This is a genomic window from Marinobacter sp. THAF197a (genome assembly GCF_009363275.1).
Lineage (GTDB): Bacteria > Pseudomonadota > Gammaproteobacteria > Pseudomonadales > Oleiphilaceae > Marinobacter.
Genome location: NZ_CP045324.1, coordinates 398424 through 423371, shown reverse-complemented (window position 1 = coordinate 423371; position 24948 = coordinate 398424). Strand labels below are relative to the sequence as shown.

The following is a 24948-nucleotide window of genomic DNA, read 5'->3' as shown; positions in this document are numbered from 1 at the left end:
TCATCACGCCGGCAATGGATAAGTGAAAATTTGCCGCAGTATAGCATTCTGACCACGGTTAAGGAGACTCCCCTGGCAACCGACAAAGGCATCAACAAGAAGGACTCCACCGACTTCTACGTGCCCGATCTTTGCCGGGTGCGGGCGGTGTTCCTGCTGCTGGTCACCAGTGAGCTTTTTGTCCTGGTGTTGTCCATCGTGCAGGCCGAGCGCGGCTGGATAGACTGGAACTACTTCGGCTTGCTGTCACTGTTCGTGCAGTGGACCACCCTCACCAGTGCCGCACTGATCTGCCTGCTGCGGCCATGGCTGGCGCAGATGAGCGTCGCCCGCGCCACCCTCGCCATTGTGGTCATTGTGCTGCTGGATGTGCTGGCCTTCAGCCTGTTTGCCGACAACGTGTTGCACCCGCAGCCGGGGGTTGCGCTGTGGCAGGGCATTGCCAAGAAACTGTTGGTGGCGCTGCTGATCGTGCTGATGGTGTTGCGCTACTTTTACCTGCAGCACCAGTGGCAACAACAGCGAGAGGCCGAAATGCAGGCCCGGCTGACGTCGCTGCAGGCCAGGATCCAGCCCCATTTCCTGTTTAACAGCATGAACACCATTGCCAGCCTGATTGCCAGCAATCCGGACCAGGCAGAGGAGGCGGTGCTGGATCTGTCCGAACTGTTCCGGGCCAGCCTGCGCACCGATGATCAACTGGTGCCACTCAGCCGTGAGCTGGAACTGTGCCAACGCTATCTGGCCATTGAAGCCCTGCGCCTGGGAGACCGGTTAACGCTGGACTGGGACATACAGCCGGGCCTGGAGCATCAGGCCATTCCTCCGCTGACCTTGCAACCGCTGGTAGAGAACGCCATCTACCACGGCATTCAGCCCAGGCCCGAGGGCGGCACAGTGCGGATCGAGGTGTACGGCAAAGGCCATTTTGTATACTTGATGGTCCAGAACCCGAAACCGGAGTCCAGCAACCGCCAGCACCAGGGCAACCAGGTGGCCCTTGTTAACATTCAGGCCAGGCTCCAGGCTTTGTTCGGCGAGCCAGCGGTTCTCAAACACAGCCATCAACACAACATCTACACTGTTACCCTCAGGCTGCCCGCAAGGACAGCAAGCTGACAAAACAGACCAGGCGACCGCAGGAGCACCATGAACCAACAACCGCAGCGCATTCTGATCGCAGACGACGAACCCCTGGCCCGGCAGCGCATTCAGCGCCTGGTGGAAGAACTGCCGGAATACCGGGTGTGCGGTGAAGCGAGCGATGGCAATGACGCCCTGCGCAAGGTGGCCGAGCTGGAACCGGATATCCTGCTGATGGACATTCGCATGCCGGGCATGGACGGCATGGAAGCGGCGCACCAGCTGAGCCAGCTCAGCAACCCGCCGGCGGTTATTTTCTGTACAGCCTACGACCACTATGCCATTCAGGCGTTCGAGGTTCGCGCCATCGCCTACCTGCTCAAACCGGTGCGACGGGAGGCTCTGGCAGACGCTCTGGCAAGGGCAGGAAAGGTAAACCGGGTTCAGCTCCAGGCCCTGACCCACAACAGCGACCTGACCACCGAACAGGTTGCCGTGCGCACCCACCGGGGAACAGAACTGATTGATCTTACAGACATCCGCTACTGCGAAGCGGACCAGAAATACGTCACCCTGCACCACAGCCGGGGTGAAACGGTCTGTGATTACACCCTGAAAGAACTGGAGCAGGCGTACCCGGAAAAACTGTTACGCATTCATCGGCATACCCTGGTCGGCGTGCGTTTCATCCAGGCCCTGCGGCGCAACAGCGATGGTCAGAGCATGCTGGCACTGAACGACTCAGACACCCTGCTACCGGTCAGCCGCCGCCATGCCAGCCATGTCAGGCAGTGGTTGCAGGAGCACCAACCCTCCCCCTGACGGGGTACACGGTCGTCTACGGCGGGACTTTTTCACTGCCACAAGGTAACCTTGGGGCACATTTTTTCCTATGACTGTGAGTGCCATGTCAACACGAACCCTTCGCATTGCAACCCGCAGCAGCGCCCTGGCGTTGTGGCAGGCGGAATTCATCAAATCCGAACTGGAAAGGCTGCACGATCACATCACCGTGGAGCTGGTGAAGATCAAAACCCAGGGCGACAAGATTCTGGACGTGCCCCTGGCCAAGATTGGTGGCAAGGGCCTGTTTGTGAAGGAGCTGGAAGAAGCCATGCTGGACGGCCGGGCCGACCTTGCGGTGCATTCCATGAAAGACGTGCCCATGGAATTCCCGGAGGGCCTTGGCCTGGTGGCTATCTGTGAGCGCGAAGACCCGACCGATGCGTTTATCAGCAATCAGTACGGGAATCTGGACCAACTGCCCCAGGGTGCCGTGGTTGGCACCTCAAGTCTGCGCCGCGAAACGCAGCTCAGGGCCAACCGCCCTGACCTGGAAATCAAGATGCTGCGAGGCAACGTCAACACCCGACTGGCCAAGCTGGATGCCGGCGAGTACGACGCCATTGTCCTGGCCAGCTCCGGCCTCAAGCGCCTGGGCTTCCACGACCGGATACGCTACTGCATGCCGGATACGGTCTCGCTTCCGGCCGTTGGCCAGGGCGCGCTGGGTATTGAATGCCGCCTCGATGACAGCGAGCTGCGGGCATTGCTGGCACCACTGAATCACGACGATACCTCTGACCGGGTGAAAGCAGAAAGGGCCCTGAACCGGCGCCTCGAAGGGGGTTGCCAGGTTCCCATTGCCGCCTATGCCCTGCTGGAAGACGACAACACATTGTGGCTGCGTGGACTGGTCGGTGCTGTCGACGGCACCGAGATTTTTCGGGTTGAAGGCCGCGCGCCCCGCGCCGAAGGCGAACGCCTGGGCCGTGAACTGGCTGAGCAACTGCTGGCTATGGGTGCTGACAAGGTACTGGCTGAGATCTATGGCCACACCCCAAGCTGATCGGAATAGCCAGGCCCGGCCCTTGCAGGGCCGGCGCATACTGATTTGCCGGCCAGAACCCGAGGCAAGCCGCCTGGCACAGGCTTTTCAGGCCGCCGGCGCCGAGGTTCGCCGGATGCCCTTGATGGCCCGGGAGCCGCTACCTGAAACACCAGAGCGCCGGTCGACTCTTCAGGATCTGGACCACTTCGCTCACATCATTGCCGTCAGCCCCTACGCCGCCAGCTTGCTACTTGGTGAGATCGATCACTGGTGGCCTCAGGTGCCCATGGGAATCCAGTGGTATGGCGTGGGGGCCGGCACCGCCGCGGTTTTCGCCCACCACGGTCTGAGCCCGAACAAGCCAGACAATGGCTGGACCAGTGAAGCCCTGCTGGCCCTGCCGGGTTTGCAGAATCTAAACCATGAAAAGGTGCTACTGGCACGGGGAGAAGACGGCCGCGAGCTGATCCGGCAGACCCTGGAGCAACGTGGTGCCCGTGTAACGGTTCTGCCGCTGTACCGACGCTTCCGGCCGTACTATGCTGCCAACGACTTAGAAGACAATTTCGCTGGGTTCCGGCCGGAGGTGATTATTGCGCTTTCCGGTGAAACCCTGAACAATCTGGTAGAGGCCAGCAGCGCGTTCCTGGCGACTCTGAACAATGCGCTGTTGGTGGTTCCAGCGGAACGAGTCTCGGAGCAGGCCCGCAAGGCCGGCTTCAGGAACGTACTGGTTCCGGACGGCCTGGCTGATCAGGATCTGGTGACCAGTGTGGCTTCCTGGTTGATGCAGGAGGCCGGTGACAACGGTAAACCAAGTAAGGATGCCCGTGACTGAAACAACAAAGCAACTGCCCGCTCCGGTTAATCCGGCCAATCCCGCCCCCGTGCGCCTGTGGCCAGTATGGCTGATTGCCATTGTGGCGCTGATTATTGCCCTGGCTCTGGCGTTCTGGAACTGGCAACAATGGCAAACCCACAAAACCACCATGCTGGTCATCCAGGAATTGCGCCAGGATACGGCACAACTGGAAGACCGTTATGGCAGCCGTGGCAGCGAGCAAAGCCAGCGCCTTCAGTCACTGGAGAATAAGCTTTCGGCCCAGCGCGAGCTGATCGCCACCCAGCAGCGACAGATTGACCACAACGCCCGGGAACTGCTTGAGGCCGGGAATCGTACCCGGACCGACTGGCTGCTGGCCGAGGCAGAATACCTGCTACGCATCGCCAACCAGCGCCTGTTGATTGAGAAAGATATCCGGGGTGCCCTGTCTGCCCTGGAATCTGCGGATGAGGTTCTGCGGGAATCCGATGACATCGGGGTTTACCCGGTTCGCCAGCAACTGGCCCGAGAAATTCTGTCACTGCGTGGCATCCAGGGCGTCGACCGCACCGGGCTGTACCTGAAACTGGAAGCGGCCATTGCCAGCATTCACGACCTGACCGACCAGGCCCTGATTCACGATCAGGCCCCCGGCTTCCAGATGACCGAAGACCCGAATGCCCCGGCCGATGGCCGCAACATGTTTGTGCGGGGCTGGAATCGTTTCCTTGATACCCTCAAACAGGTGGTCGTGGTCCGTCGCCTGGACGAACCGGTCAAACCCCTGTTGTCGCCGGACCAGAGCGCCTGGGCTCGCCTTAACCTTCAGTTGATGCTGGAAGAGGCGGAAATGGCCGTCCTTCGGGGCAACCAGCCTTTGTATGAACGGGCCCTGAACAAGGCCATCACCACCGTCAATGACTGGTACGATGCCACCAACCCAGCCATCCAGGGACTGGCCGATACGCTGACGGAACTGGCGGACCGCAATGTGGACCCAACCCTGCCGGATATCAGCCAGTCTCTCGGCTTGCTGAAAGAGCGGCTGGCCGGCCGGCTGGCGACCAGTAATGATGACGCTCCCGAAACCGAACGCGGGGGCAATGACTCATGATCCGGCTTCTGCTGCTCCTGCTGGTCGCGCTGCTGGTTGGCACCGCATTATCCCTGGGGCTGACCTATGATCTGGGCTATATTCGCATCAGCCTGGGCCATTACCTGATTGAAACCAATTTCTGGGTGGGCCTCGGGCTGTTCATTCTGCTGGTGGTCCTGGCGGTTTCTCTGATCAATACCTTCAGGCACCTGCGCCAGGGCACCGGGATGGTGGCCGGCTGGGTATCCCGGGGCAACGAACGCCGGGCCCGGCGCCGCACCACCCAGGGTCTACTGGCACTGGCCGAGGGCAACTGGCCGCGGGCCCGCAAGCTGCTGGCCACCTCGGCAGACAAAGCCGACACACCGCTGATCAACTACCTTGCGGCCGCCCAGGCGGCCTTTGAAACCGGCGACCACGAAGCGGTGGATGAGCTGCTGCGCAAAGCCTATGACAGCACCCCTGGCTCCAGCATGGCGGTAGGGCTGACCCAAGCCCAGCTGCAACTGGCGGGCAATCGGTTGGAGCAGGCCCTGGCCACCCTGCTGCGCCTTCGCAAGGAGTCGCCCCATCATCCGTTTGTGCTGAAGCTCCTGAAGAACACCTACCTGCGCCTGGAAGACTGGCGTGAGCTGTCCCGGTTGATACCGGAGCTTCGCAAGCGGGATGTATTGCCAGGCAAAGAGCTGGACGAGCTTGAACGGCAGGTATGGCACAACCTGCTGGAGAGGGCCGCAGAAGACACCCAGAAGCTGCGCAAAGACAACCCGGAGGCGTCTCTGGAACCGCTGACCCGGCTATGGGACGAACTGCCCGGCTTTGTGCGCCGGGACGAATACACCATCCGGGATTACGCCAGCCTGCTGGCCAGACTGGGTGACGAAGCCCAGGCAGAAACCCTGTTGCGCAAGGTACTGAGAAACCACTGGAGCGATGAGCTCATCAACCTGTATGGGCGGGTAAAGGGCAACCAGCCCGAAGAGCAACTGCTGATTGCCGAACAGTGGCTGAAAGACCGTCCCAATAATGCGGAGCTGTTGCTGGCCCTGGGCCGCCTCAGCCTCCGTAACGAGCTCTGGGGCAAGGCAAAAGAGTATTTCCAGACCAGCCTGCACCTGCGCCGTAGCCGGGAAACCCTGGCCGAGTTAAGCCGGCTGAATGCTCACATGGGTGAAGAAGAAGCCAGTATCAAGCTGCTGATGCAGGGCCTGGAAAGCGATAACAGCCTGCCAGACCTGCCGATGCCAAGGGCCTGACACCGGAACCAAAAAGGCCGGATGGTTACCATCCGGCCTTTTCGTTTCACCACGGCGGCGTTCAATCCCGAGGAGCGTATTCCAACACATCCGAAAAGAACGCCTGCTTTGGTAACCCTTCAGCCATCAGCGCATCCATCAAGGTGTAGACCATTGCTGGCGAGCCACTGGCATGCACTTCCACATTTTGCCAGTCTGCCCCGGATGCCAGCACGGCACCCACCAACTGATCGTGATGGCCACCCCAGTCGTTGTCCTCGTCGTCACCGACCACCGGGAAGAAGCTGAACGGTGGCCAGTCGTCATGCCATTGCTGGGCCAGCGACCGCAGGTACATATCCTCGTGCTTGCGCACCCCCCAGTACAATTTGACCGGGTGCTGGAAACGGGTTTCCTGCAGGAATTCACACAGGCTTTTCATCTGTGCAAAACCGGTGCCTGCCGCCACCATCAGCACCGGCTTGTCCGGAGCGGCGGCCAGGCACGCCTTGCCATGGGGCAACTCCACGGTGACATCCCGCCCGGAGGTCAGGGCATCAATCACCTTCTGGGCAGACACCCAGTCTGGCGAGGCCTGGATGTGCAATTCGATATTGGCGGCCGACGGACTGCTGGCAATCGAAAAATAGCAGGGCTCGGCACCTGGAAGATTCACCGACAGGTACTGGCCGGCGTGAAAAGCCACCTCGCGGCGCTTCGGCAACTGCAATTCAACCCGATACACATCGTGACTGATGGAGCGCACGTCCACCACTTTCGCCAGGTATTGCCGGGGTTGATGATTTCCTGATGCCATAACGGCGGGTATCTCCAGTTTCAGGTCAGTCAGCGCCAAGGTTCGACACATCATCAAACGCTCACCAACCGTGATTAGTTTCTGATTACGGGTATTCAGGGCCTGACCGGACACCAGCCGGGCCTCACAGATTTCACAAACACCATTTCTGCAGGCGGCCGGCACCTGAATACCGGATTCAGCAGCGGCCAGCAGCAAGTCCGTATCGTCTGCCACCTGAAAACTCAGGCCGGATGGCTGAAGCCGAATCCGATGCATCCAGCTGATCCTGTCAATCGGGGCGGGCAGCGGGAATTTCAATACCGAGGCTGTCCCACAGGTCATCCACCCGCTGCTTGACCTCATCGGTCATGGTGATCGCGGTGCCCCACTCCCGATCGGTCTCACCGGGCCATTTGTTGGTGGCATCCAGGCCCATTTTCGAACCCAGGCCAGACACCGGCGAGGCGAAGTCGAGATAGTCGATCGGTGTATTCTCCACCATCGTGGTGTCCCGAACCGGGTCCATCCGCGTGGTCATGGCCCAGATCACATCTTCCCAGCTGCGGGCGTTCACGTCGTCATCGGTGACAATCACGAACTTGGTGTACATGAACTGTCGCAGGAACGACCATACGCCCATCATCACCCGTTTGGCATGGCCCGGGTACTGTTTTTTCATGGTAACGATGGCCAGCCGATAGGAGCAGCCTTCCGGCGGCAGGTAGAAATCCACGATCTCCGGGAACTGCTTCTGCAGGATCGGAATAAACACTTCGTTCAACGCCACCCCGAGCACCGCCGGCTCATCGGGCGGCCGGCCGGTGTAGGTGCTGTGATAAATCGGGTCTCGGCGGTGCGTGATTCGCTCCACGGTAAACACCGGAAAATGGTCTACTTCGTTATAGTATCCGGTATGGTCCCCGAACGGTCCCTCGGGAGCCATGTCATCCGGGTAGATAAACCCTTCCAGCACAATTTCGGCACTGGCCGGCACCTGCAGGTCACTCAGGCCAGCCTTTACCAGCTCGGTACGGGCACCCCGTAACAACCCGGCGAAGGCATACTCGGACAACGAATCCGGCACCGGGGTAACGGCGCCGAGAATGGTTGCCGGGTCCGCGCCCAGGGCCACCGCGACCGGGTATGGTTTGTCCGGGTTGGCCCGGCGGAATTCCTGGTAGTCCAACGCCCCGCCCCGATGGCTAAGCCAGCGCATGATTAACCGGTTGCGACCAATCACCTGTTGCCGATAGATACCCAGATTCTGGCGCTCTTTATTGGGCCCTCGGGTGATCACCAGCGGCCAGGTTACCAGCGGGCCGGCGTCACCGGGCCAGCAGTGCTGCACCGGAATCTGGTACAGGTCGACCTGATCCTTTTCGATCACCACATCCTGGCAGGGTGCCGAGCGGAGCACTTTCGGGCTCATGCGCATCACTTGCTTGAAGATCGGTAATTTTTCGATGGCATCCTTGAAGCCCTTGGGGGGATCCGGCTCTTTCAGGAACGCCAGCAGTTTGCCAACCTCCCGCAACGCCGCCACGTCTTCCTGGCCCATGCCCAGGGCCACCCGCTTGGGGGTGCCGAACAGGTTGGCCAGCACGGGCATGTCGTAGCCTTTCGGGTTTTCAAACAACAACGCCGGCCCACCGGCCCGCAGTGTGCGGTCGCAGATTTCGGTCATTTCCAGGTGGGGGTCGACTTCTACGCTGATGCGTTTCAGCTCACCCAGCTTTTCCAGCTGACTGATGAAGTCTCTGAGGTCGTTGTATTTCATGGTGTGCTCCGTTTCTGATCTACGGTACTACGGAGTTGGGGCCGATCCGGACTGCTCTTTGGTGGTATGTCCTTGAGCACGCGTAGTTCTGGAGTTGGAACGAGGCCGGGAGGAGGTGCCAAAACGGAAAACGTGGTTTCCCTGATTGTTTTGGCACCTCCTCCCGGCCTCGTTCTTCGAACTTCGGGAGTGTAACGCTCCCCCATGTTCAAACGAGCAGGGGAACCGGCATCAACGACGCTTCATGGACTGGAAGAACTCGTCGTTGGTCTTGGTGTCACGCAGCTTGTCCAGCAGGAACTCCAGTGCACCGGTATCGTCGTCCATGGAGTGCAGCAGCTTGCGCAGAATCCACACCCGCTGGATGTCTGCTTCGCTCATCAGCAGGTCTTCACGGCGGGTGCCAGAACGACGGATGTTGATGGCCGGGTAGACACGCTTCTCGGCAATCTTGCGGTCCAGGTGCACTTCCATGTTACCGGTGCCCTTGAACTCCTCGTAGATAACCTCGTCCATCTTGGAACCGGTATCCACCAGCGCGGTCGCCAGGATGGTCAGGCTGCCGCCCTCTTCCACATTCCGGGCCGCACCGAAGAAGCGTTTGGGCTTTTCCAGGGCATGGGCGTCAACACCACCGGTGAGCACCTTGCCGGAAGACGGAATCACCGTGTTGTAGGCACGGGCCAGGCGGGTGATGGAGTCCAGCAGGATGATGACATCCTTCTTGTGCTCGACCAGGCGCTTGGCCTTTTCGATCACCATTTCCGCTACCTGCACGTGACGGGCCGGCGGCTCATCGAAGGTGGAGGCTACAACCTCGCCGCGCACGGTGCGCTGCATTTCAGTCACTTCTTCCGGGCGCTCGTCAATCAGCAGCACCATCAGGTGACATTCCGGGTTGTTGCGGGCGATGGACTGGGCGATGCCCTGCATCAGCAGCGTTTTACCGGCCTTGGGCGGGGACACGATCAGGCCACGCTGGCCTTTACCGATCGGGGCTACCAGGTCGAGTACCCGAGACGAGAGGTCTTCGGTACTGCCGTTGCCCACTTCCAGGGTCAATCGCTCCTGGGGGAACAACGGGGTCAGGTTTTCAAACAGAATCTTGTTGCGGGCGTTGTCCGGCTTGTCGAAGTTAATCTCGTTAACTTTCAGCAGCGCGAAGTAACGCTCACCATCCTTGGGAGGACGGATTTTACCAGAGACGGTATCGCCGGTACGCAGGTTGAAACGGCGAATCTGGCTGGGTGAAACATAGATATCGTCCGGGCCAGCCAGGTAGGAGGCGTCGCCGGAGCGGAGGAAGCCGAAACCGTCCTGCAGAATTTCCAGTACGCCGTCGCCGTAGATGTCTTCGCCGCTCTTGGCGTGTTTCTTCAGGATGGTGAAGATAACATCCTGTTTGCGCGAGCGAGCCAGGTTGTCCAGGCCCATTTCTTGCGCGATATCGAGCAATTCGGGCACAGATTTCTGCTTGAGTTCAGTAAGATTCATAATTTGTAGGATTGTCAGGAATGGAAGTAAACGACTGTTGGAATGACAGGGGTGCCCCTGAACGCATTGATCAAAAAAGCTGAAACATGGTGCTGGCTAGATGGAGCAACCGGTGCAGATGGAAGCCGGATTTGTTTGCTGAAGCCAGAGAGTGGGAACAACCGTTCGCCGGGCAAGCCGCATAATCGACCACCTTGAAGGCGTCTGTCAAGACCTCTGCCCAAAATTAAGTCAGTTTCATGATCTTCCGCCACCGGCACACCTCCCTCTGATGGGTTACTCCCTTCCCATCTGCGGCCCGTATACGGATACTGATACTACTATTACTGATGAACGCATCTCGAATGCAGTTGAGCGGAGCCAAGCCATGAGCACTGAGCTTACCAATGAACTCAAACCTCTGAATATTGCTATTTTGACGGTATCTGACACACGGGGTTTCGAGCAGGACACTTCCGGGCAGTTCCTCGAGGACAGCGTGATTGAGGCCGGCCACCGACTGGTGTCTCGCCGGATTCTTCCGGACGACATTTACCTGATACGCGCCATTATTTCACAATGGGTTGCGGACCAGGACGTTCAGGCGGTCATCATCACCGGCGGCACCGGCTTTCACGAACGAGACAGCACACCGGAAGCGGTCAAACCCCTGCTGGACAAGGTCATTGAGGGTTTCGGCGAGGAATTTCGCCGGTTATCGGCGCTGGAAATCCGTTCTTCCACGATTCAGTCCCGGTCATTCGGTGGCATGGCCAACAATACCGTCATTTTCTGCCTGCCGGGTTCAACCGGTGCCTGCAGGACTGGCTGGGAAGGCATTCTGAAAGACCAGCTGGACAGCCGGCACGGCCCCTGCAACTATTCCGGACTGGTCATGCGCAAGCCAGAGCGTGCTTTCAGCCGGCTTCAGGAAGTCATTGGCAACCGCGCAGAAAAATAACCGGGAGGTACCATGGCAGGTTCTGACCTGATCTCTGTTGACGACGCTCTCAACTACATATTGAGTCGCGCCACCGCTGTGACGCAATCCCAGGCGGTGCCGCTCAGCGAGTGTTTGGGGCGGGTCCTGGCCGAAAACCAGTATGTGCCAGCGGACGTTCCCCCAGCTGACAACAGCGCCGTGGATGGCTATGCGGTGCACCACTCAGACGTCGCCCCCGGGCGGGCACTGGCGGTCTCTGACCGGGTGCCAGCGGGCACGGCCCCCAAACCACTGGCGCCCGGTACCGCGGTGCGAATCTTCACCGGTTCGGAGATTCCGGAGGGCGCGAATGCGGTGGTGATGCAGGAGCGGGTGGAACGTACCGATGACAACATCCTCATCGTGTCCGAAGTCAACGCCGGGCAGAACATCCGTCGTCGCGGCCAGGATCTGACCCAAGGGGAGCTGGCATTGCCCCGGGGCACCCTTATTCGCCCCCAGGAAATGGGCTTACTGGCCTCGATGGGCATCGCACAGGTGCCAGTACTGGACCGGTTGCGGGTGGCCATCCTGAGTACCGGTGACGAACTGGTGCAACCCGGCGAGCCACTTGCCCCCGGCCAGATTTACAACAGCAATCGCTATACCCTGCTCGGGATGCTGGCGCAGGCAGGCTGTGAGGCTATTCTCTGCGAGACCGTTCGGGACACTCGCGACGGCACCCGCCAGGCACTGCAAGAGGCGGCGAGAAAAGCCGACCTGATCATCACCAGTGGCGGCGTGTCGGTGGGTGAAGAAGACCACGTGCGCGCGGTGCTCGAGGAGTCCGGCCGGCTGTCTTTGTGGCGGATGGCCATCAAGCCTGGCAAACCATTGGCGTTCGGCAGCATTGACGACACGCCGGTGCTTGGGCTGCCCGGCAACCCGGCCTCTGTGCTGATTTCCTTTATGGTCATCGTGATGCCCTACGTTCGCAAACGCCAGGGGCGACCCGACGCGCTGCCGATCGGGGAGTGCCTGCCCGCAGACTTCACCACCCATTCACCGTCCATCCGACGGGAGTTTGTGCGCGCCCGCAAGACAGGCAACGGGGCCACCGCTTCCGTGTCGGCTGCCCCGAACCAGAGCTCCGGCGTGCTGAGTGCCGCTTGCTGGAGCTCCGGCCTGGCGGTGGTGCCGGAAAACAGCACCATCAATATCGGTGACCCGGTGATGTATTACTCTTACCCTGAACTGATGAGCTGATCATGACTGACCAGAACCTGACTGTTCGCTTTTTCGCACGGCTTCGGGAGGAGCTTGATACCGAGAGCCTTGAGTTGCCGGCAACTCCGGGCCAAACCGTTGAGGGTTTGTTGTCACAACTGGCCGCCCGGGGCGGCCCCTGGGCTCAACTGCAGGGTGACCAGCCGGTCATGGTGGCGGTCAACCAGGCCATGGCCAAGCCGTCAACGCCGGTCACGCCGGGCGATGAAGTGGCCTTCTTTCCACCGGTGACCGGAGGTTGAAATGATTTCTATCCAGACGGAAGATTTCGATGTCGGCGCAGAATACGAGGCGCTGCGCGCCTCCGGTTCCGGCACTGGTGCGGTGGCGACCTTTTCCGGGCTGGTGCGGGACTCCGGGGACCTGTCCGGGGTGACCGGGTTATTCCTGGAGCATTATCCCGGCATGACGGAACAGGTGATTCAGGGATTGATTGACTCCGCCTCCCAGCGCTGGGATGTCCGCAAGGCGAGGGTGATTCATCGGGTCGGGCGGCTGGCGCTGTCGGATCAGATCGTGTTTGTCGGCGTTTGCAGTGCTCACCGGGGGGATGCATTTGCAGCCTGCGAATTCATCATGGACGCCCTGAAAACGTCAGCCCCGTTCTGGAAAAAGGAAATCACCGGAGACACCGAACACTGGGTAGAGCAAAAAGACTCGGACCTGGACCGTTCCAAGGCCTGGGAATAAAGCTCACTTTTCGACTGGCGGCCAGCGAGGGTGATTGAGGCACAAAAAAACCGCCCGTGAACCATGTTCAGGGGCGGTTTTTCTTCAACAGCGGATCAGAGGTTGCTGTCGAGGAAGGCGGCGAGCTGTGACTTGGACAAAGCGCCAACTTTGGTGGCGTCCACGTTGCCGTTCTTGAACAGCATGAGGGTCGGGATACCACGGATGTTGAACTTGGGCGGGGTCTGTTCGTTTTCGTCGATGTTGAGCTTGCAGACCTTGAGCTTGCCGTCGTATTCGTCGGCGATTTCTTCCAGAACCGGGGCAATCATCTTGCACGGGCCGCACCACTCAGCCCAGTAGTCGACCAGTACCGGGACGTCGGACTTCAGTACGTCCTGTTCGAAAGAAGCGTCGGTGACATTAACGATATTTCCGCTCATTACCTTTTCCTGATTCAGGCGCTCCGGGGCCTGTAACGCAGCCGCGTCGGAGTCGCTGTTGACTGTAGCAGGCTGTACAAACCGTCATCGGAATGTCGCCTGCCCGGATTTCGTTAGACGAATACTTTACGCGATTGCCGACCTCAATGTGAAGCGAGATCTGTTTCCGTCGGCGACGATCCGCATCCGTATTCACCGCAGACCGTTACTGACAGCGCACCGCGCTTTCTTTTATAGTACGGCCATTGTATCGACAAGTTCACACCATACAGGACGCCAACCCACGTGACGGCCGCATCCCCCGCCGAGAACACCGCACCCTCCCCGGATATGCTGGCAGCCATTGATATGGGCTCCAACAGTTTTCATATGGTCGTGGCCCGCCTGGTCCATGGTGAAATTCGTACCGTCGAAAAGATGGGCGAAAAGGTCCAGCTGGGCGCGGGGCTTGACCCCTATAACCGGCTGACGGAAGAAGCCCAGCAAAGGGCCCTGGAATGTCTCAGCCGGTTTGCCCAGCGCCTGCAGGGCATGCCTGCCGAGGGCGTTCAGATTGTCGGTACCAACGCTTTGAGAGTGGCCCGCAACGCCCCCGAGTTCATTGCCCGGGCAGAAGAGGTCCTCGGTTACCCGGTTGAGATCATCGCGGGACGGGAAGAAGCCCGTCTGATCTACCTTGGCGTTTCCCACACTCTGGCCGATGACGAAGGCAGGCGACTGGTCATCGATATTGGCGGCGGCAGCACCGAGTTCATCATCGGCCAGCGATTTGAGCCCCAGGAGCTGGAAAGCCTGCATATGGGCTGTGTGTCGTTTCGCAATCGCTATTTCCCGGACGGAAAAATTACCCGGCGGCAGATGGACAAAGCGATCACTCACGCCGAACAGGAGCTCCTGAACATCCGCCAGCACTACCGCTCGGTTGGCTGGCAAAGTGCCGTCGGTTCCTCAGGATCCATCAAGGCGATCTGCAGTGTGCTGGCCAATCTGAAGATCACCGATGGCACCCTCACCCGTGACGCAATGGAAGAGCTGCGTAAACGGCTTGTCGACATGGGCAAGGTTGAAAAACTGGCAGACCTGGGCGTTCGTCAGGATCGGCAAAGCATTTTCCCGGCCGGATTTGCCATCCTGCTGGCGGCATTCCGATCACTGGATATTCAGGCGATGACCTTCGCAGATGGGGCTCTCCGGGAGGGGCTGCTGTACGATATCGTTGGCCGTATCCAGCACGAGGATGTGCGGGAACGCACCATTGCCGCGCTGCAGGAGCGCTACCACGTCGACCAGGCTCACGGCGCTGCCGTTGAGCAAACGGCTATCGCTGCCTGGCAGCAAGTGGCCGACCAATGGGGCCTGCATACGTCAGCAGACGAGGATGTACTGCGCTGGGCCTGCCGGCTGCACGAGATTGGCCTGACCATCTCCCACAGCCAGTACCACAAACACGGCGCATATCTGCTGCGTTATTCCGACTTGCCCGGTTTTACCCAGCAGTTCCAGAAAGATCTGGCCACCCTGGTGCGTGGCCATCGACGGAAATTCTCCGCCACGGTGTTCGAGGGCATAGAGCCGGAAGACAAACCGCGCCTGCGGTACCTGTGCGTTTTGCTGCGGCTGGCCGTATTGATTCAACACCCCAGGAATCTGGAGCAGCCTCCCGAATTCGTCCTCCATGGCCATGAAAACAAGCTGGTGGTGGAGTTTCCGGAAGGCTGGCTGGATAACCGGCCACTGACCCTGGCAGACCTGGAGAACGAGCGGGATTACCTGTCCAAACAGGATTTCACCCTGGAAATCGGCACCCGGTAAACCAGACGGGGCACTAGCCGGCCAGTTCGGCTTCCAAGTTTTCCACCGTTTCACTGACCTCCAGCCACTCGGCCTCGGTCTCCTCCAGGGCCCGTTTGAGTTCGGTCTGCTCCGCCAGCAGCGCCTTCAGGCGTACTTTCCCGCTGTCTTCGTACACCGCAGGGTCGCCCAGAGAAGCTTCCACGCCTGCCAATTGCTGCTGCAGCTGATCCATCCGAGCTTCCAGAGATACCTGTTTTTTCCGCCACGGGCTCAGCTTCTGGCGAAGTTCCGCCTCCTGGCGTTTTCTGGCCTTGCGCTCTTCGGCCGTCAACGCCTGGGCACTGCCCGCCTTCTTTTCAGCCTCTGAATCTTCAGCTACCTGGCGTTTGGGGGGCTCGTCCTCATCCTTCCTGCGGTCTGCCAGCCAGCGTTCATAGTCTTCCAGGTCGCCGTCGTATTCCTGGACTGTGCCATCCGACACCAGCCAGAACTCGTCTACGGTATTGCGTAACAGGTGCCGATCATGGGACACCACCACAATGGCACCATCAAAATTCTGCAGTGCCATGGTCAGGGCCTGGCGCATCTCCAGGTCCAGGTGGTTGGTGGGCTCATCCAGCAACAGCAGGTTGGGTTTCTGCCAGGCGATCACCGCCAGGGCGACCCGGGCTTTCTCACCCCCGGAGAACGAGCGAATTGGGCTCAGGGCCTCATCGCCATGGAAATCAAAGCCGCCCAGAAAGTTCCGCACCGATTGCTCGGACGCACGGGGCGACAACCGCTGCAAATGCAGGAACGGGCTGGCATCCAGATCCAGGGCTTCCAGCTGGTGCTGGGCAAAATACCCGATGGCCAGGTGCTCGCCACAGGTACGCTCACCCGACAGAAGGGTACCGGTGCCCCGCAGGGCATCCATAAAGGTTGATTTGCCCGCACCGTTGGGGCCGAGCAAACCAATGCGCGAGCCGGGCAATAAGGTGACGTTGATATTATTCAGGATAGCCGTCTGGCCATGGCCGGCCACACCGTTGCGAATGGACAACAACGGGTTGGACACCTTGTCCGCCATCGGAAATTCAAAGCTGAAGGGCGAATCCACATGGGCTGGCGCGATTCGTTCCATGCGCTCCAGGGCCTTGACCCGGCTCTGGGCCTGGCGGGCCTTGGTAGCCTTGGCCTTGAAGCGGTCAATGAATCGCTGAATCTCGGCAATACGGGCCTGCTGGCGCTCGTAATTGGATTGTTGCTGGGCCAGGCGCTCGCTGCGCTGCACTTCAAACGCCGAGTAGTTGCCGGTGTAGAGTTCCAGCTTTTTGTTATCAAAGTGCACCATGTGTGTGGCCACCCGATCCATGAAATCCCGATCATGGGAGATAAATAGCAGGGTGCCAGGATATCGACGAAGCCAGTTCTCAAGCCACAGACAGGCGTCCAGGTCCAGGTGGTTGGTGGGCTCATCCAGCAACAGGAGGTCCGATGGCCTCATCAGGGCCTGGGCCAGATTCAGACGAATACGCCAGCCCCCTGAAAACGCCGATACTGGCCGGCCGACATCGCTGTCGGCAAACCCCAACCCGCGCAGCAACGAGTCGGCTCTTCTCGGCGCAGACCAGGCTTCGTGCACATCCAGCTCGCCGTGCAGGCGGGCAATGGCGTGATGATCATCCCGGGCTTCCGCATCGGCCAGCTCACGCTCCATACGGCGCAATTCAAAGTCGCCATCCAGGACAAAGTCCCGGGCAGATCGCTGGCTGGCCTCAACCTCCTGCGCCATGTGGGCAATACGGCAGCCCCCTGGCAACGACACACTGCCCTGCTCCGGCGCCAGATGGCCCAGTAAGAGCTGGAACAGGCTGGATTTTCCGGCACCATTAGCGCCAACAATCGCTACCCTCTGGCCGGGCTGCACCGTCAGGCTGACGTTTTCTAGCAACCAGACGCCGCCTCGTTGTAAACTGAGATCGGTTATCGTTAACATAGACTGTCTTTATCCATGGATTTCAGCCAGGGAAGCGCCCTGCCATGACCGTTCCGCAGACAGAATCATTGAATCTGCCCGCAACAATGGAACCGGATAATCCCCTGTGGCGTTATGCACTGGCCTGCTGGCAAAACCCGGAGCTGGCCGAGGCCTGCCTGACGTTGCAGGCCTGTGACTGGAGCGTTACCCGAATTCTCTGTGCCGGCTGGCTGGGGGTGAACGGGCACCTGTTCACTGGCGTTGAGGACGCTAAGGTAACAGAGTGGCGATCCCGTGTAACCGGCAGCATTCGTTCGGCCAGAAAATCCATTCCCCGGCATCATATTGGTTGTCGTGATCTCCGGGAAGCGCTGGCCCGGGCCGAACTACAGGCCGAGCAAACCGAACTTGCCCTGGCCTGGCACACACTGACACCCAGGTACCCGGAGACTGGCAACATGCACAATCGCAAAGCCGCCATCCAGCAAAACCTATTGGCTGCAGCACCGCGTCGGGAAGCAGACACCCGGGCACCCATATCACTGGACACGCTGGCAGGCCTCCTGGCTGCTGCGGCAGGAGAACCACAGCCATGATGATGAAATGGCTTATTCGGCTATCGTTTCCGGCCCTTGGCCTGCTGTTGTTATTGATTTTCTTTGGCCTGGGGGACCCGGGCAAGGTCTCCGAGCCTGCGGCTGAGGAAAAGCCCGAAGCCATCCCCTCGTTTGAAGGTTTGCTGCCGGCCCCTATCCCCACCGAGGGCCCGGAAATTGTCTTCAAATGGCAGGATACCGAAGGTAACTGGCATTATGCCGACCAACCACCGGCCCAGGGCCCCTGGAATGCGCTGGCCATCGAGCGGCCAGGCAAGAACCTGCGCAACGAGCGCCGGGCCGACAATGACAACGACTGGCGTTCGCCTTATCGGGCACCCTTCTCCCTTGCCCCATCCCCCGGGGATAACGGGACCTGACGCCAACAGCATCACACTGTTACCACAGTTTCAGTGGCATCCTGCCGCTGAACCCGTTACCTTTCCTGTTTGCCAAATCCAAGTGGGCCGTCAGGCCCTGTTACACGCGCAAAGGATACCAGTATGAAGAAAACCCTGTTAGCTATCGCCATGACCGGCCTGGTTGCCGGCTGCTCTACCGCCCAGGATTCCGCAAAGGACCCCGCTCTGGACACGACGCCGGAGAAAGTCAGCTACGGCATGGGCCTGGTGCTTGGTGAGCGCATGAGCAACGACCTGCCTGACCTGCAAATGGATCAGTTCCTGCAGGGCATCCAGCACGGCCACGCCGGTGACGAGGAGACCAAGCGCCTGACCCGGGAGCAAATTCAGGAAGCACTGATGGCCTACCAGGAGGAGCTTCAAAGCCAACAGGAACAGCAATACAACGAACTGGCCAGCCAGAACCTGGAAGCCGGGGAAGCCTTCCTGGCCCAGAACGCTGAACGGGAAGGCGTGGAAACCACCGAGTCCGGCCTGCAATATGAGGTCATCGAGGAAGGCGACGGCAACAACCCGACAGCTTCAGACCGTGTACAGGTACACTACACCGGTGAGCTGATCAACGGCGATGTGTTCGACAGCTCCCGTGATCGTGGCCAACCGGTTACCTTTGGTCTAAACCAGGTGATTCCAGGCTGGACCGAAGGCCTGCAACTGATGAGCGAGGGTGCCCGCTACAAGCTCTACATTCCTGCCGATCTGGCCTATGGCCCCGGTGGCAATCAGGCGATCGGGCCCAACGAAACCCTGATTTTTGATGTGGAACTGCTGGCAGTCAACCCGGAAAACGAATAACTCCGGGTAATAAAAAACGGCCTGAGAGTTCAGGCCGTTTTTTTTTTGAAAAGCGCTTTTGTCTGGCCGGCGTCAGGCAGAGGCCATTTTTCCGGCATGGGCATTATGCAAATGCTCGATCAGGAAATCTTCCATCTCGAACCGGCTTTCCAGCACTTCACCCAGCTTTGACAACTCTGAGAACAGCTCCCTGACGTCGTCTTCGGTCAGCAGTCGACCATCAACGCGATCGTTGAAATTGAGAGCCACACCGGTCGTCTGCTCAATCCGGGGATAGACCTTTGCCGCCAACTCCAGGCCGCCATCGTTAAACTCACGGGCTTCCTGGATCAACTGTTCGTAGACTTCGAAGTGCCCGGCAGACACATAGTCGACCAGCACCTCACAGAGGCGGACAAACTTGTCTCGCAGCATCTCGGTCTGGGAGAAATCGGTCTCGGTCGACAGATCGCAGTAGCGCACCAACAGCTCCTGGCGCTCTTTCAGCCAACGGTCGATCAGCTCGCTGACTCCGCCCCAACGCTCCCTGGCGTTTCTGCAGTTCTCCAACATGACGTCTGTCTCCCCTCAGTCAGTCTGCCTGATAAATGGCCGTTCACTTGATTGTCGTCATGACTGAATCAAGTTACCCCAAGGCCATGGTGGCCCGCAACCGTTTCAGCCCTGCAACCAGTTTTTCGGCCGATACCGGCGGAACATCATCACCAGGCCAACCAGCACCAACAAGCTGAAGAACACAGCTGTCCAGCCAGGAATGCTCAACCCGAGAAAGCGCCAGACCACTTCGGCGCAATCACCGGTGCCTTTCAGGGCCGTCTGCAGCACCTCAAACCAGGGCAACACCTCAAGCATGTAGTCCACCGACGGCCCACAGGCGGGTACCTGATCTTCCGGCAGGCTTTGCAGCCACAGCTGCCGACCAGCAATGCCCAGCCCGGTGCCGGCGGTCAGCACCAGAAAAAAGCCATACACCCGGTTACCAAAACCGGCAGGACCATGGAGAAACGCAAACAGGGCTACCAGCCCTGCGCCCATAAAGCCAAAACGCTGCAACCAGCACAACGGGCAAGGCTCCAGGCCCATGACGTGCTCCATGTAAAAGGCCACGGCCAACAGAGCTGCGCACAGAAGAAAAACGACGCCGAACACCCATCTGCTTGTCAAATCAACACCCCGGAATCATCATGTAAGCTGATGCTGCCAATCCTAACCCATGAAGAACATTGCGCCTATGACCTTTCACCGAAAATACGTCCTAACGCTGTTACTCGCTATCGCTTCCCTGATCGCCTGGCCGGCCATGGCCGAGGAGGAGACAGAGGAACGGGGGGTAACCGACTACATCGCCATGGAGCCGGCATTTGTGACCCATGTGGGCGAACCCGGCAACAAGGTCATTTACCTGAAGGCATCGGTAACCCTTCGTGCCTCGCAGGAGACAACAAGAGCCGCCGTACAGGCCCATATGCCGCGATTGCGGCACGAACTGGTGATGCTGTTCGGTGAGCAGACGGACGTTGACCAGCTCACTACTCAGCAGGGCCAGCAAGCGTTAAGAGGGGAAGCCGCACAGCGGATCAATACCGCCCTGGAAGAACAGAAAACCGGTGAGCGCATCACCGGCGTGTTGTTTACGGAATTCGTGGTGCAACGGTAGGTCAGGCGATTCGGGAGAACAGGTCGTCGCTGGAGGGCTGCTCCGCAGCCACCTGGCCGGCATCATCCCAACCCGCTTCCCAGGCGGCGATGATCACCTCACCCCGATACGGGCAGCGGTTTTTGTCCATGCCCATGGAGCCCGCCATGTACCCCTGGCGATACGCCTTGTTGAGGGCTTCCACATCCCATCCGAGCTTGATATCTCTTGCCATGGCGCCGTCTCCTTACCTGTTGTAAACAAAAGTAACAGCAGGTAACGAAGCCGGCAAACCCTTCTGTGGTTTCTGTGCGTCACGTCCCTTTCGGGTTGTGACTCAACCACGGCTCACGAGCGCAGATACTGTTCCAGGAAGGTGGCAAACGGAAGGTTATCCGACTGTTCCTGGGCTTCCTGTTCGGCCAGGGATTCCCGTGACATGCGCTGGTAATCCGCCAGCACGTCCGGAGCCAGTGCTTCGTTTCTGAGGGTTTCCTGGTGCTGCCGGGACAACGCCAGCACCCAGTCCCGGTGACCCAGCCCGGAGGCTTCCATCGACGCCAGTACGCGGGCCGATGGCACAGACCATTCCTGCCCCTGCAACTTTTCACGCTGGGCAGCCAGGGCTGAACGGTAGGTCTCGTCCTGACCCCAGCTGTCCAGCAACTCCGCCAGCGGCTGCAAGCGATTCAGCAACTCACGGGCAGCATTACCCACCGGCACCCGCTGGCCACCCTGGCACACCCCCAGCTCCTGCCAGCGGCCTGATGCCACCACATCTTTGTAGTTGTCATCCAGCCGCTGACATTCGTCATCTCCGATTCGGGGAGAATCGGTCAGCAGGCAGTCAAGCAGGAACAGATCCAGAAAATCGATCTGCGCCCGGTTGACCCCTACCGGCGAGAATGGGTCCAGATCCAGGCAACGTACCTCGATGTATTCCACTCCACGGGCATCCAGCGCCTGGATAGGCTTCTCAGCACGCTCGGTGGTGCGTTTGGGACGAACGGCGCTGTAATACTCGTTCTCAATCTGCAACACGCTGGTGTTGATCTGAATAAACTCGTCGTTACGACGGGTGCCAATGGCTTCATAGGCCGGCCAATTGGTATGGATAGCCTGATCCAGGGTACGGGTGTAAGTGTCCAGCTCGTTGAAACAGATGTTGAGAGAGGCCTGGGCATTGTTGTGGTAACCCAGATCACCCATCCTCAGCGACGTAGCGTGTTTGCCATACCAGGTTCTCTCGTCAAACCGGCTTAGGTCATGCTTCACGCCGGCAACGAAACTGGCGTCCAGGGCTGGGGATGCACCGAACAACAGCATTAACAGCCAGCTTCGGCGGCGGAAATTGCGGATCAACCAGAAATACTGGTCGGATTTGAAATCCTTCAGGGCATCCTGATTACCGGTCAGTTGCTGCCATTTATTCCAGAAACTGTCGGGTAACGACAGGTTGTAGTGGGCCCCGGCAATACTCTGCATGATGCGACCGTAACGCACAGCCAACCCCTGCCGATAGACATGCTTGAGCTGACCAATGTTGGAGCGGCCATATTCAGCGATGGGAATGCTCTGATCGCCATCAATCTCACAGGGCATGCTGGCCGCCCAGAACACTTCGTCACCGAGATTCTGCTGAACAAACCGGTGGGTGTCTCGCAGCGATGCCAGCATGGCCTCAGTGGAGCTGAAAACCGGGGTGATCAGCTCCAGCAAGGCTTCGGAATAATCGGTGGTGATCCGTGGATGGGTCAGGGCCGAGCCCAGCGCCTCCGGGTGCGGTGTCTGGGCAATGAAACCATTGGCATCCACGCGAAGGCCTTCTTTTTCGACCCCTTTGAGAAAACCGTCCCAATCGCTGGCCGCAAACTGGTGAAACAGGGAGTGGCGGGATTCAGCCATGGTGAGCTCCTGTTGGCGCGATTGCCCCCTCGTGAGGAGCAATCGCGTTGAATCGATAAGGTGATTTAACGACCGTTCTTGCGGGCAGAGGCCAGCGCCTGCGCCAACGCACCCGCCATGGCGCCCTGCGCCTGGCCCTGACCACCCTGGGGTTTGCGACCACCGGAGCGACCTGCGTTGCGGTCGGCGCCCCGGGCTGGCTTGGCCTGGGTCTCGGCACCGGGCTGGTCATCCATACGCATGGACAGCCCGATGCGTTTACGGGGAATGTCCACTTCCATTACTTTGACCTTAACAATATCACCGGCCTTGACCACTTCGCGCGGGTCTTTTACGAAAGTATGAGACAGGGCGGAGATGTGTACCAGGCCGTCCTGATGCACGCCGATGTCAACAAAAGCGCCGAAATTGGTGACGTTGGTTACCGAACCTTCCAGCACCATGCCTGGTTTCAGGTCATTCAGGGTTTCCACCCCTTCCTCGAAGTTGGCAAAGCGGAACTCGGGGCGCGGGTCGCGGCCCGGCTTTTCCAGTTCGGAGATGATGTCTTTGATGGTTGGCAGGCCAAACTGTTCAGTAACATAGTCCTGAGGGTTCAGGCTGCGCAGAAACGCCGAGTCGCCAATGATGTCTTCCACCTTGCGACCATTACCCTTCGCGATGGCCTCAACCACACCGTAGGCTTCCGGGTGCACCGAGGAACGGTCCAGTGGGTTGTCGCCGCCAGCAATACGCAGGAAGCCAGCCGCCTGCTCAAAGGTGCGCTCACCCAGGCGGGAGACCTTCAACAGCTGCTTGCGACTGACAAACTTGCCGTTCTGGTTGCGGAAATCGACGATATTCTGGGCAATGCTCGGGTTCAGGCCGGATACCCGGGTAAGCAGAGGCACGGAAGCCGTATTCAGGTCGACACCAACGCCGTTTACACAGTCTTCAACCACCGCATCCAGGCTACGGGACAGCTGCACCTGGGAAACGTCATGCTGGTACTGGCCAACCCCAATGGACTTGGGTTCGATCTTTACCAGTTCCGCCAGCGGGTCCTGCAGGCGGCGGGCGATGGACACCGCACCACGGATGGTAACGTCCAGGTCCGGCAGCTCCTTTGAGGCAAATTCCGAGGCGGAGTAGATGGACGCACCGGATTCGTTCACCACAATACGGGCCAGCTTCAGCTCCGGATAGCGTTTGCACAGGTCGCCCACCAGCTTCTCGGTTTCCCGGGACGCGGTGCCGTTGCCGATGGCGACCAGCTCAATCTGGTATTTCTGGCACCAGGCCGCCAGTTGAGCAATGGAGGGCTCCCATTTGTTCTGGGGCGCATGGGGGAAGATGGCCCCGTGGTCCACCACCTGGCCGGTGCCATCGATCACCGCGACTTTCACGCCGGTACGCAAGCCGGGGTCCAGGCCCAGGGTTGGCCGGGGGCCGGCCGGGGCCAGCAACAACAGGTCTTTGAGGTTGGCGGCAAACACGTTGATGGCTTCGGCCTCAGCAGCTTCTCTTACCTGAGACATCAGGTCGGTTTCAATCTGGGTAGAGAGCTTCACCCGCCAGGTCCAGCGCACCACTTCCGACAGCCATTTGTCGGCGGCCCGGCCGTTATCCCGAATACCCCAGCGCGCGGCTATCCTCTGCTCGGCAGGATGGGGCTGGCGGCGATCATCTTCGACATCCCCCACCACCAGCGAGTAAGTCAGTATGCCTTCGTTACGTCCGCGCAGAATGGCCAGAGCCCGGTGTGACGGTACCTTTTTCAGGGGTTCCACGTGATCGAAATAATCCCGGAACTTGGCGCCTTCGTTCTCCTTGCCGTCCACTACGGTGACTTTCAACTGACCTTCCTGCCAGATGAAGTCACGCAGCGAACCCAGCAACTCGGCGTCTTCGGCAAACCGCTCCATAAGAATGTGGCGGGCGCCTTCCAGCGCGGCTTTGGTGTCTTCCACGCCAGCTTCCGGGTTCAGGTAACCGGCGGCGGTGGCTTCCGGGTCCAGCGTAGGGTCGCCAAACAGGGCGTCAGCCAAGGGCTCCAGCCCGGCTTCACGGGCAATCTGGGCCTTGGTGCGGCGCTTGGGCTTGTAGGGCAGATACAGATCTTCCAGGCGGTTCTTGGTGTCTGCCTCCTGGATGGCTGCGCGCAGCTCATCGGTAAGCTTGCCCTGCTCATCAATGCTGTTGAGGATGGTGCCGCGGCGGTCTTCCAGCTCGCGCAGGTAACGAAGACGCTCTTCCAGGGTTCGCAGCTGGTTGTCATCCAGCGAGCCGGTTACCTCTTTCCGGTAACGGGCAATAAACGGAACGGTGGCCCCTTCATCCAGCAAGGCAACGGTGGCATTAACCTGTTGCTCGCGTACGCCGAGTTCGTCGGCAATGCGCCGGGAGATACTGTTCATGCAACC

General features: G+C 59.6%; 25 protein-coding genes. 15 read left to right on the top strand and 10 right to left on the bottom strand.

Annotated features, from left to right (window positions below; genetic code table 11):
- The first annotated feature begins 30 nt into the window (after positions 1 to 30).
- The 6 genes from FIV08_RS01905 to FIV08_RS01880 all read left to right on the top strand — a co-directional run bounded on the left by FIV08_RS01905 (position 31) and on the right by FIV08_RS01880 (position 6089).
- Positions 31 to 1119, top strand: a complete 1089-nt coding sequence (locus tag FIV08_RS01905) for a sensor histidine kinase (RefSeq protein WP_416376904.1) — start codon at positions 31 to 33, stop codon at positions 1117 to 1119.
- 30 nt (positions 1120 to 1149) lie between these two features.
- Positions 1150 to 1905 carry a LytR/AlgR family response regulator transcription factor gene (locus tag FIV08_RS01900; protein WP_061332519.1) on the top strand — a complete coding sequence of 252 codons (756 nt, stop codon included), beginning with the start codon at positions 1150 to 1152 and terminating at the stop codon, positions 1903 to 1905.
- An 85-nt stretch (positions 1906 to 1990) separates the two neighbouring features.
- A complete protein-coding gene (gene hemC / locus FIV08_RS01895; protein WP_152437180.1) occupies positions 1991 to 2932 on the top strand; it encodes a hydroxymethylbilane synthase in 942 nt (313 codons plus the stop codon).
- Positions 2913 to 3752, top strand: a complete 840-nt coding sequence (locus tag FIV08_RS01890) for a uroporphyrinogen-III synthase (RefSeq protein WP_152437179.1) — start codon at positions 2913 to 2915, stop codon at positions 3750 to 3752. The genes hemC and FIV08_RS01890 overlap by 20 nt, the downstream gene beginning before the upstream one ends.
- Positions 3739 to 4851 carry a uroporphyrinogen-III C-methyltransferase gene (locus FIV08_RS01885; protein WP_152437178.1) on the top strand — a complete coding sequence of 371 codons (1113 nt, stop codon included), beginning with the start codon at positions 3739 to 3741 and terminating at the stop codon, positions 4849 to 4851. Before FIV08_RS01890 ends, FIV08_RS01885 begins: the two co-directional genes overlap by 14 nt.
- Positions 4848 to 6089, top strand: a complete 1242-nt coding sequence (locus FIV08_RS01880; protein ID WP_152437177.1) for a heme biosynthesis HemY N-terminal domain-containing protein — start codon at positions 4848 to 4850, stop codon at positions 6087 to 6089. Before FIV08_RS01885 ends, FIV08_RS01880 begins: the two co-directional genes overlap by 4 nt.
- Positions 6090 to 6150: 61 nt before the next feature.
- Here the strand turns inward: FIV08_RS01880 and FIV08_RS01875 are convergent, their stop codons facing one another.
- From FIV08_RS01875 to rho, 3 genes are all read right to left on the bottom strand, one after another.
- The gene (locus FIV08_RS01875; protein ID WP_152437176.1) at positions 6151 to 7143 is read right to left on the bottom strand and encodes a 2Fe-2S iron-sulfur cluster-binding protein; all 993 of its coding nucleotides are present in this window, start codon (positions 7141 to 7143) and stop codon (positions 6151 to 6153) included.
- 13 nt (positions 7144 to 7156) lie between these two features.
- The gene (ubiD, locus tag FIV08_RS01870) at positions 7157 to 8644 is read right to left on the bottom strand and encodes a 4-hydroxy-3-polyprenylbenzoate decarboxylase (protein ID WP_152437175.1); all 1488 of its coding nucleotides are present in this window, start codon (positions 8642 to 8644) and stop codon (positions 7157 to 7159) included.
- 231 nt (positions 8645 to 8875) lie between these two features.
- Positions 8876 to 10138: a transcription termination factor Rho gene (gene rho / locus FIV08_RS01865; protein WP_058091947.1), complete on the bottom strand. Its 1263-nt coding sequence runs from the start codon at positions 10136 to 10138 to the stop codon at positions 8876 to 8878.
- A 367-nt stretch (positions 10139 to 10505) separates the two neighbouring features.
- Between rho and moaB the strand changes: the two genes are divergently transcribed.
- The 4 genes from moaB to FIV08_RS01845 are packed head-to-tail and all read left to right on the top strand — an operon-like array spanning position 10506 to position 13016.
- Positions 10506 to 11078, top strand: a complete 573-nt coding sequence (gene moaB, locus FIV08_RS01860) for a molybdenum cofactor biosynthesis protein B (RefSeq protein WP_152437174.1) — start codon at positions 10506 to 10508, stop codon at positions 11076 to 11078.
- 12 nt (positions 11079 to 11090) lie between these two features.
- Complete coding sequence (glp, locus tag FIV08_RS01855; protein ID WP_152437173.1) at positions 11091 to 12305, top strand: gephyrin-like molybdotransferase Glp; 1215 nt, start codon at positions 11091 to 11093, stop codon at positions 12303 to 12305.
- 2 nt (positions 12306 to 12307) lie between these two features.
- Positions 12308 to 12568: a molybdopterin converting factor subunit 1 gene (gene moaD, locus FIV08_RS01850; RefSeq protein ID WP_072678666.1), complete on the top strand. Its 261-nt coding sequence runs from the start codon at positions 12308 to 12310 to the stop codon at positions 12566 to 12568.
- A 1-nt stretch (position 12569) separates the two neighbouring features.
- Positions 12570 to 13016, top strand: a complete 447-nt coding sequence (locus tag FIV08_RS01845; RefSeq protein ID WP_072678667.1) for a molybdenum cofactor biosynthesis protein MoaE — start codon at positions 12570 to 12572, stop codon at positions 13014 to 13016.
- Between the two features lie 95 nt (positions 13017 to 13111).
- Here the strand turns inward: FIV08_RS01845 and trxA are convergent, their stop codons facing one another.
- Positions 13112 to 13438 (bottom strand): thioredoxin TrxA, encoded by a 327-nt coding sequence (gene trxA / locus FIV08_RS01840; protein ID WP_011784020.1) that lies wholly within the window; start codon positions 13436 to 13438, stop codon positions 13112 to 13114.
- Positions 13439 to 13723: 285 nt separating this feature from the next.
- Here trxA and ppx point away from each other — a divergent pair, with 285 nt between their 5' ends.
- Positions 13724 to 15250 carry an exopolyphosphatase gene (gene ppx, locus FIV08_RS01835; protein ID WP_152437172.1) on the top strand — a complete coding sequence of 509 codons (1527 nt, stop codon included), beginning with the start codon at positions 13724 to 13726 and terminating at the stop codon, positions 15248 to 15250.
- 13 nt (positions 15251 to 15263) lie between these two features.
- Here ppx and FIV08_RS01830 read toward each other — a convergent pair whose 3' ends face one another.
- Positions 15264 to 17210, bottom strand: coding sequence for an ATP-binding cassette domain-containing protein (locus FIV08_RS01830; protein ID WP_152437171.1), 1947 nt, complete (start codon positions 17208 to 17210; stop codon positions 15264 to 15266).
- 44 nt (positions 17211 to 17254) lie between these two features.
- On the opposite strand from FIV08_RS01830, the gene FIV08_RS01825 reads away from it, so the two are divergent.
- From FIV08_RS01825 to FIV08_RS01815, 3 genes are all read left to right on the top strand, one after another.
- Entirely contained in the window at positions 17255 to 17788 is a 534-nt protein-coding gene (locus FIV08_RS01825) for a DUF2390 domain-containing protein (RefSeq protein ID WP_152437170.1), read from the top strand.
- Positions 17785 to 18168: a DUF4124 domain-containing protein gene (locus tag FIV08_RS01820; protein ID WP_152437169.1), complete on the top strand. Its 384-nt coding sequence runs from the start codon at positions 17785 to 17787 to the stop codon at positions 18166 to 18168. The genes FIV08_RS01825 and FIV08_RS01820 overlap by 4 nt, the downstream gene beginning before the upstream one ends.
- Positions 18169 to 18291: 123 nt before the next feature.
- A complete protein-coding gene (locus FIV08_RS01815) occupies positions 18292 to 19005 on the top strand; it encodes an FKBP-type peptidyl-prolyl cis-trans isomerase (RefSeq protein WP_152437168.1) in 714 nt (237 codons plus the stop codon).
- 72 nt (positions 19006 to 19077) lie between these two features.
- Here FIV08_RS01815 and FIV08_RS01810 read toward each other — a convergent pair whose 3' ends face one another.
- Both FIV08_RS01810 and FIV08_RS01805 read right to left on the bottom strand, forming a co-directional pair.
- A complete protein-coding gene (locus tag FIV08_RS01810; RefSeq protein WP_061333460.1) occupies positions 19078 to 19557 on the bottom strand; it encodes an Rsd/AlgQ family anti-sigma factor in 480 nt (159 codons plus the stop codon).
- Between the two features lie 105 nt (positions 19558 to 19662).
- On the bottom strand, positions 19663 to 20169 hold the full coding sequence (locus FIV08_RS01805; protein ID WP_152437167.1) for a disulfide bond formation protein B: 507 nt from the start codon (positions 20167 to 20169) through the stop codon (positions 19663 to 19665).
- 67 nt (positions 20170 to 20236) lie between these two features.
- Between FIV08_RS01805 and FIV08_RS01800 the strand changes: the two genes are divergently transcribed.
- Complete coding sequence (locus tag FIV08_RS01800) at positions 20237 to 20662, top strand: flagellar basal body-associated FliL family protein (protein WP_152437166.1); 426 nt, start codon at positions 20237 to 20239, stop codon at positions 20660 to 20662.
- A gap of 1 nt (position 20663) precedes the next feature.
- On the opposite strand, the gene rmf is transcribed toward FIV08_RS01800, so the two are convergent.
- From rmf to FIV08_RS01785, 3 genes are all read right to left on the bottom strand, one after another.
- On the bottom strand, positions 20664 to 20876 hold the full coding sequence (rmf, locus tag FIV08_RS01795) for a ribosome modulation factor (protein WP_058091935.1): 213 nt from the start codon (positions 20874 to 20876) through the stop codon (positions 20664 to 20666).
- Positions 20877 to 20989: 113 nt separating this feature from the next.
- Positions 20990 to 22546, bottom strand: coding sequence for a glutamate--cysteine ligase (gene gshA, locus FIV08_RS01790; protein ID WP_152437165.1), 1557 nt, complete (start codon positions 22544 to 22546; stop codon positions 20990 to 20992).
- Between the two features lie 65 nt (positions 22547 to 22611).
- Positions 22612 to 24942, bottom strand: a complete 2331-nt coding sequence (locus FIV08_RS01785; RefSeq protein ID WP_152437164.1) for a Tex family protein — start codon at positions 24940 to 24942, stop codon at positions 22612 to 22614.
- Positions 24943 to 24948: the final 6 nt, after the last annotated feature.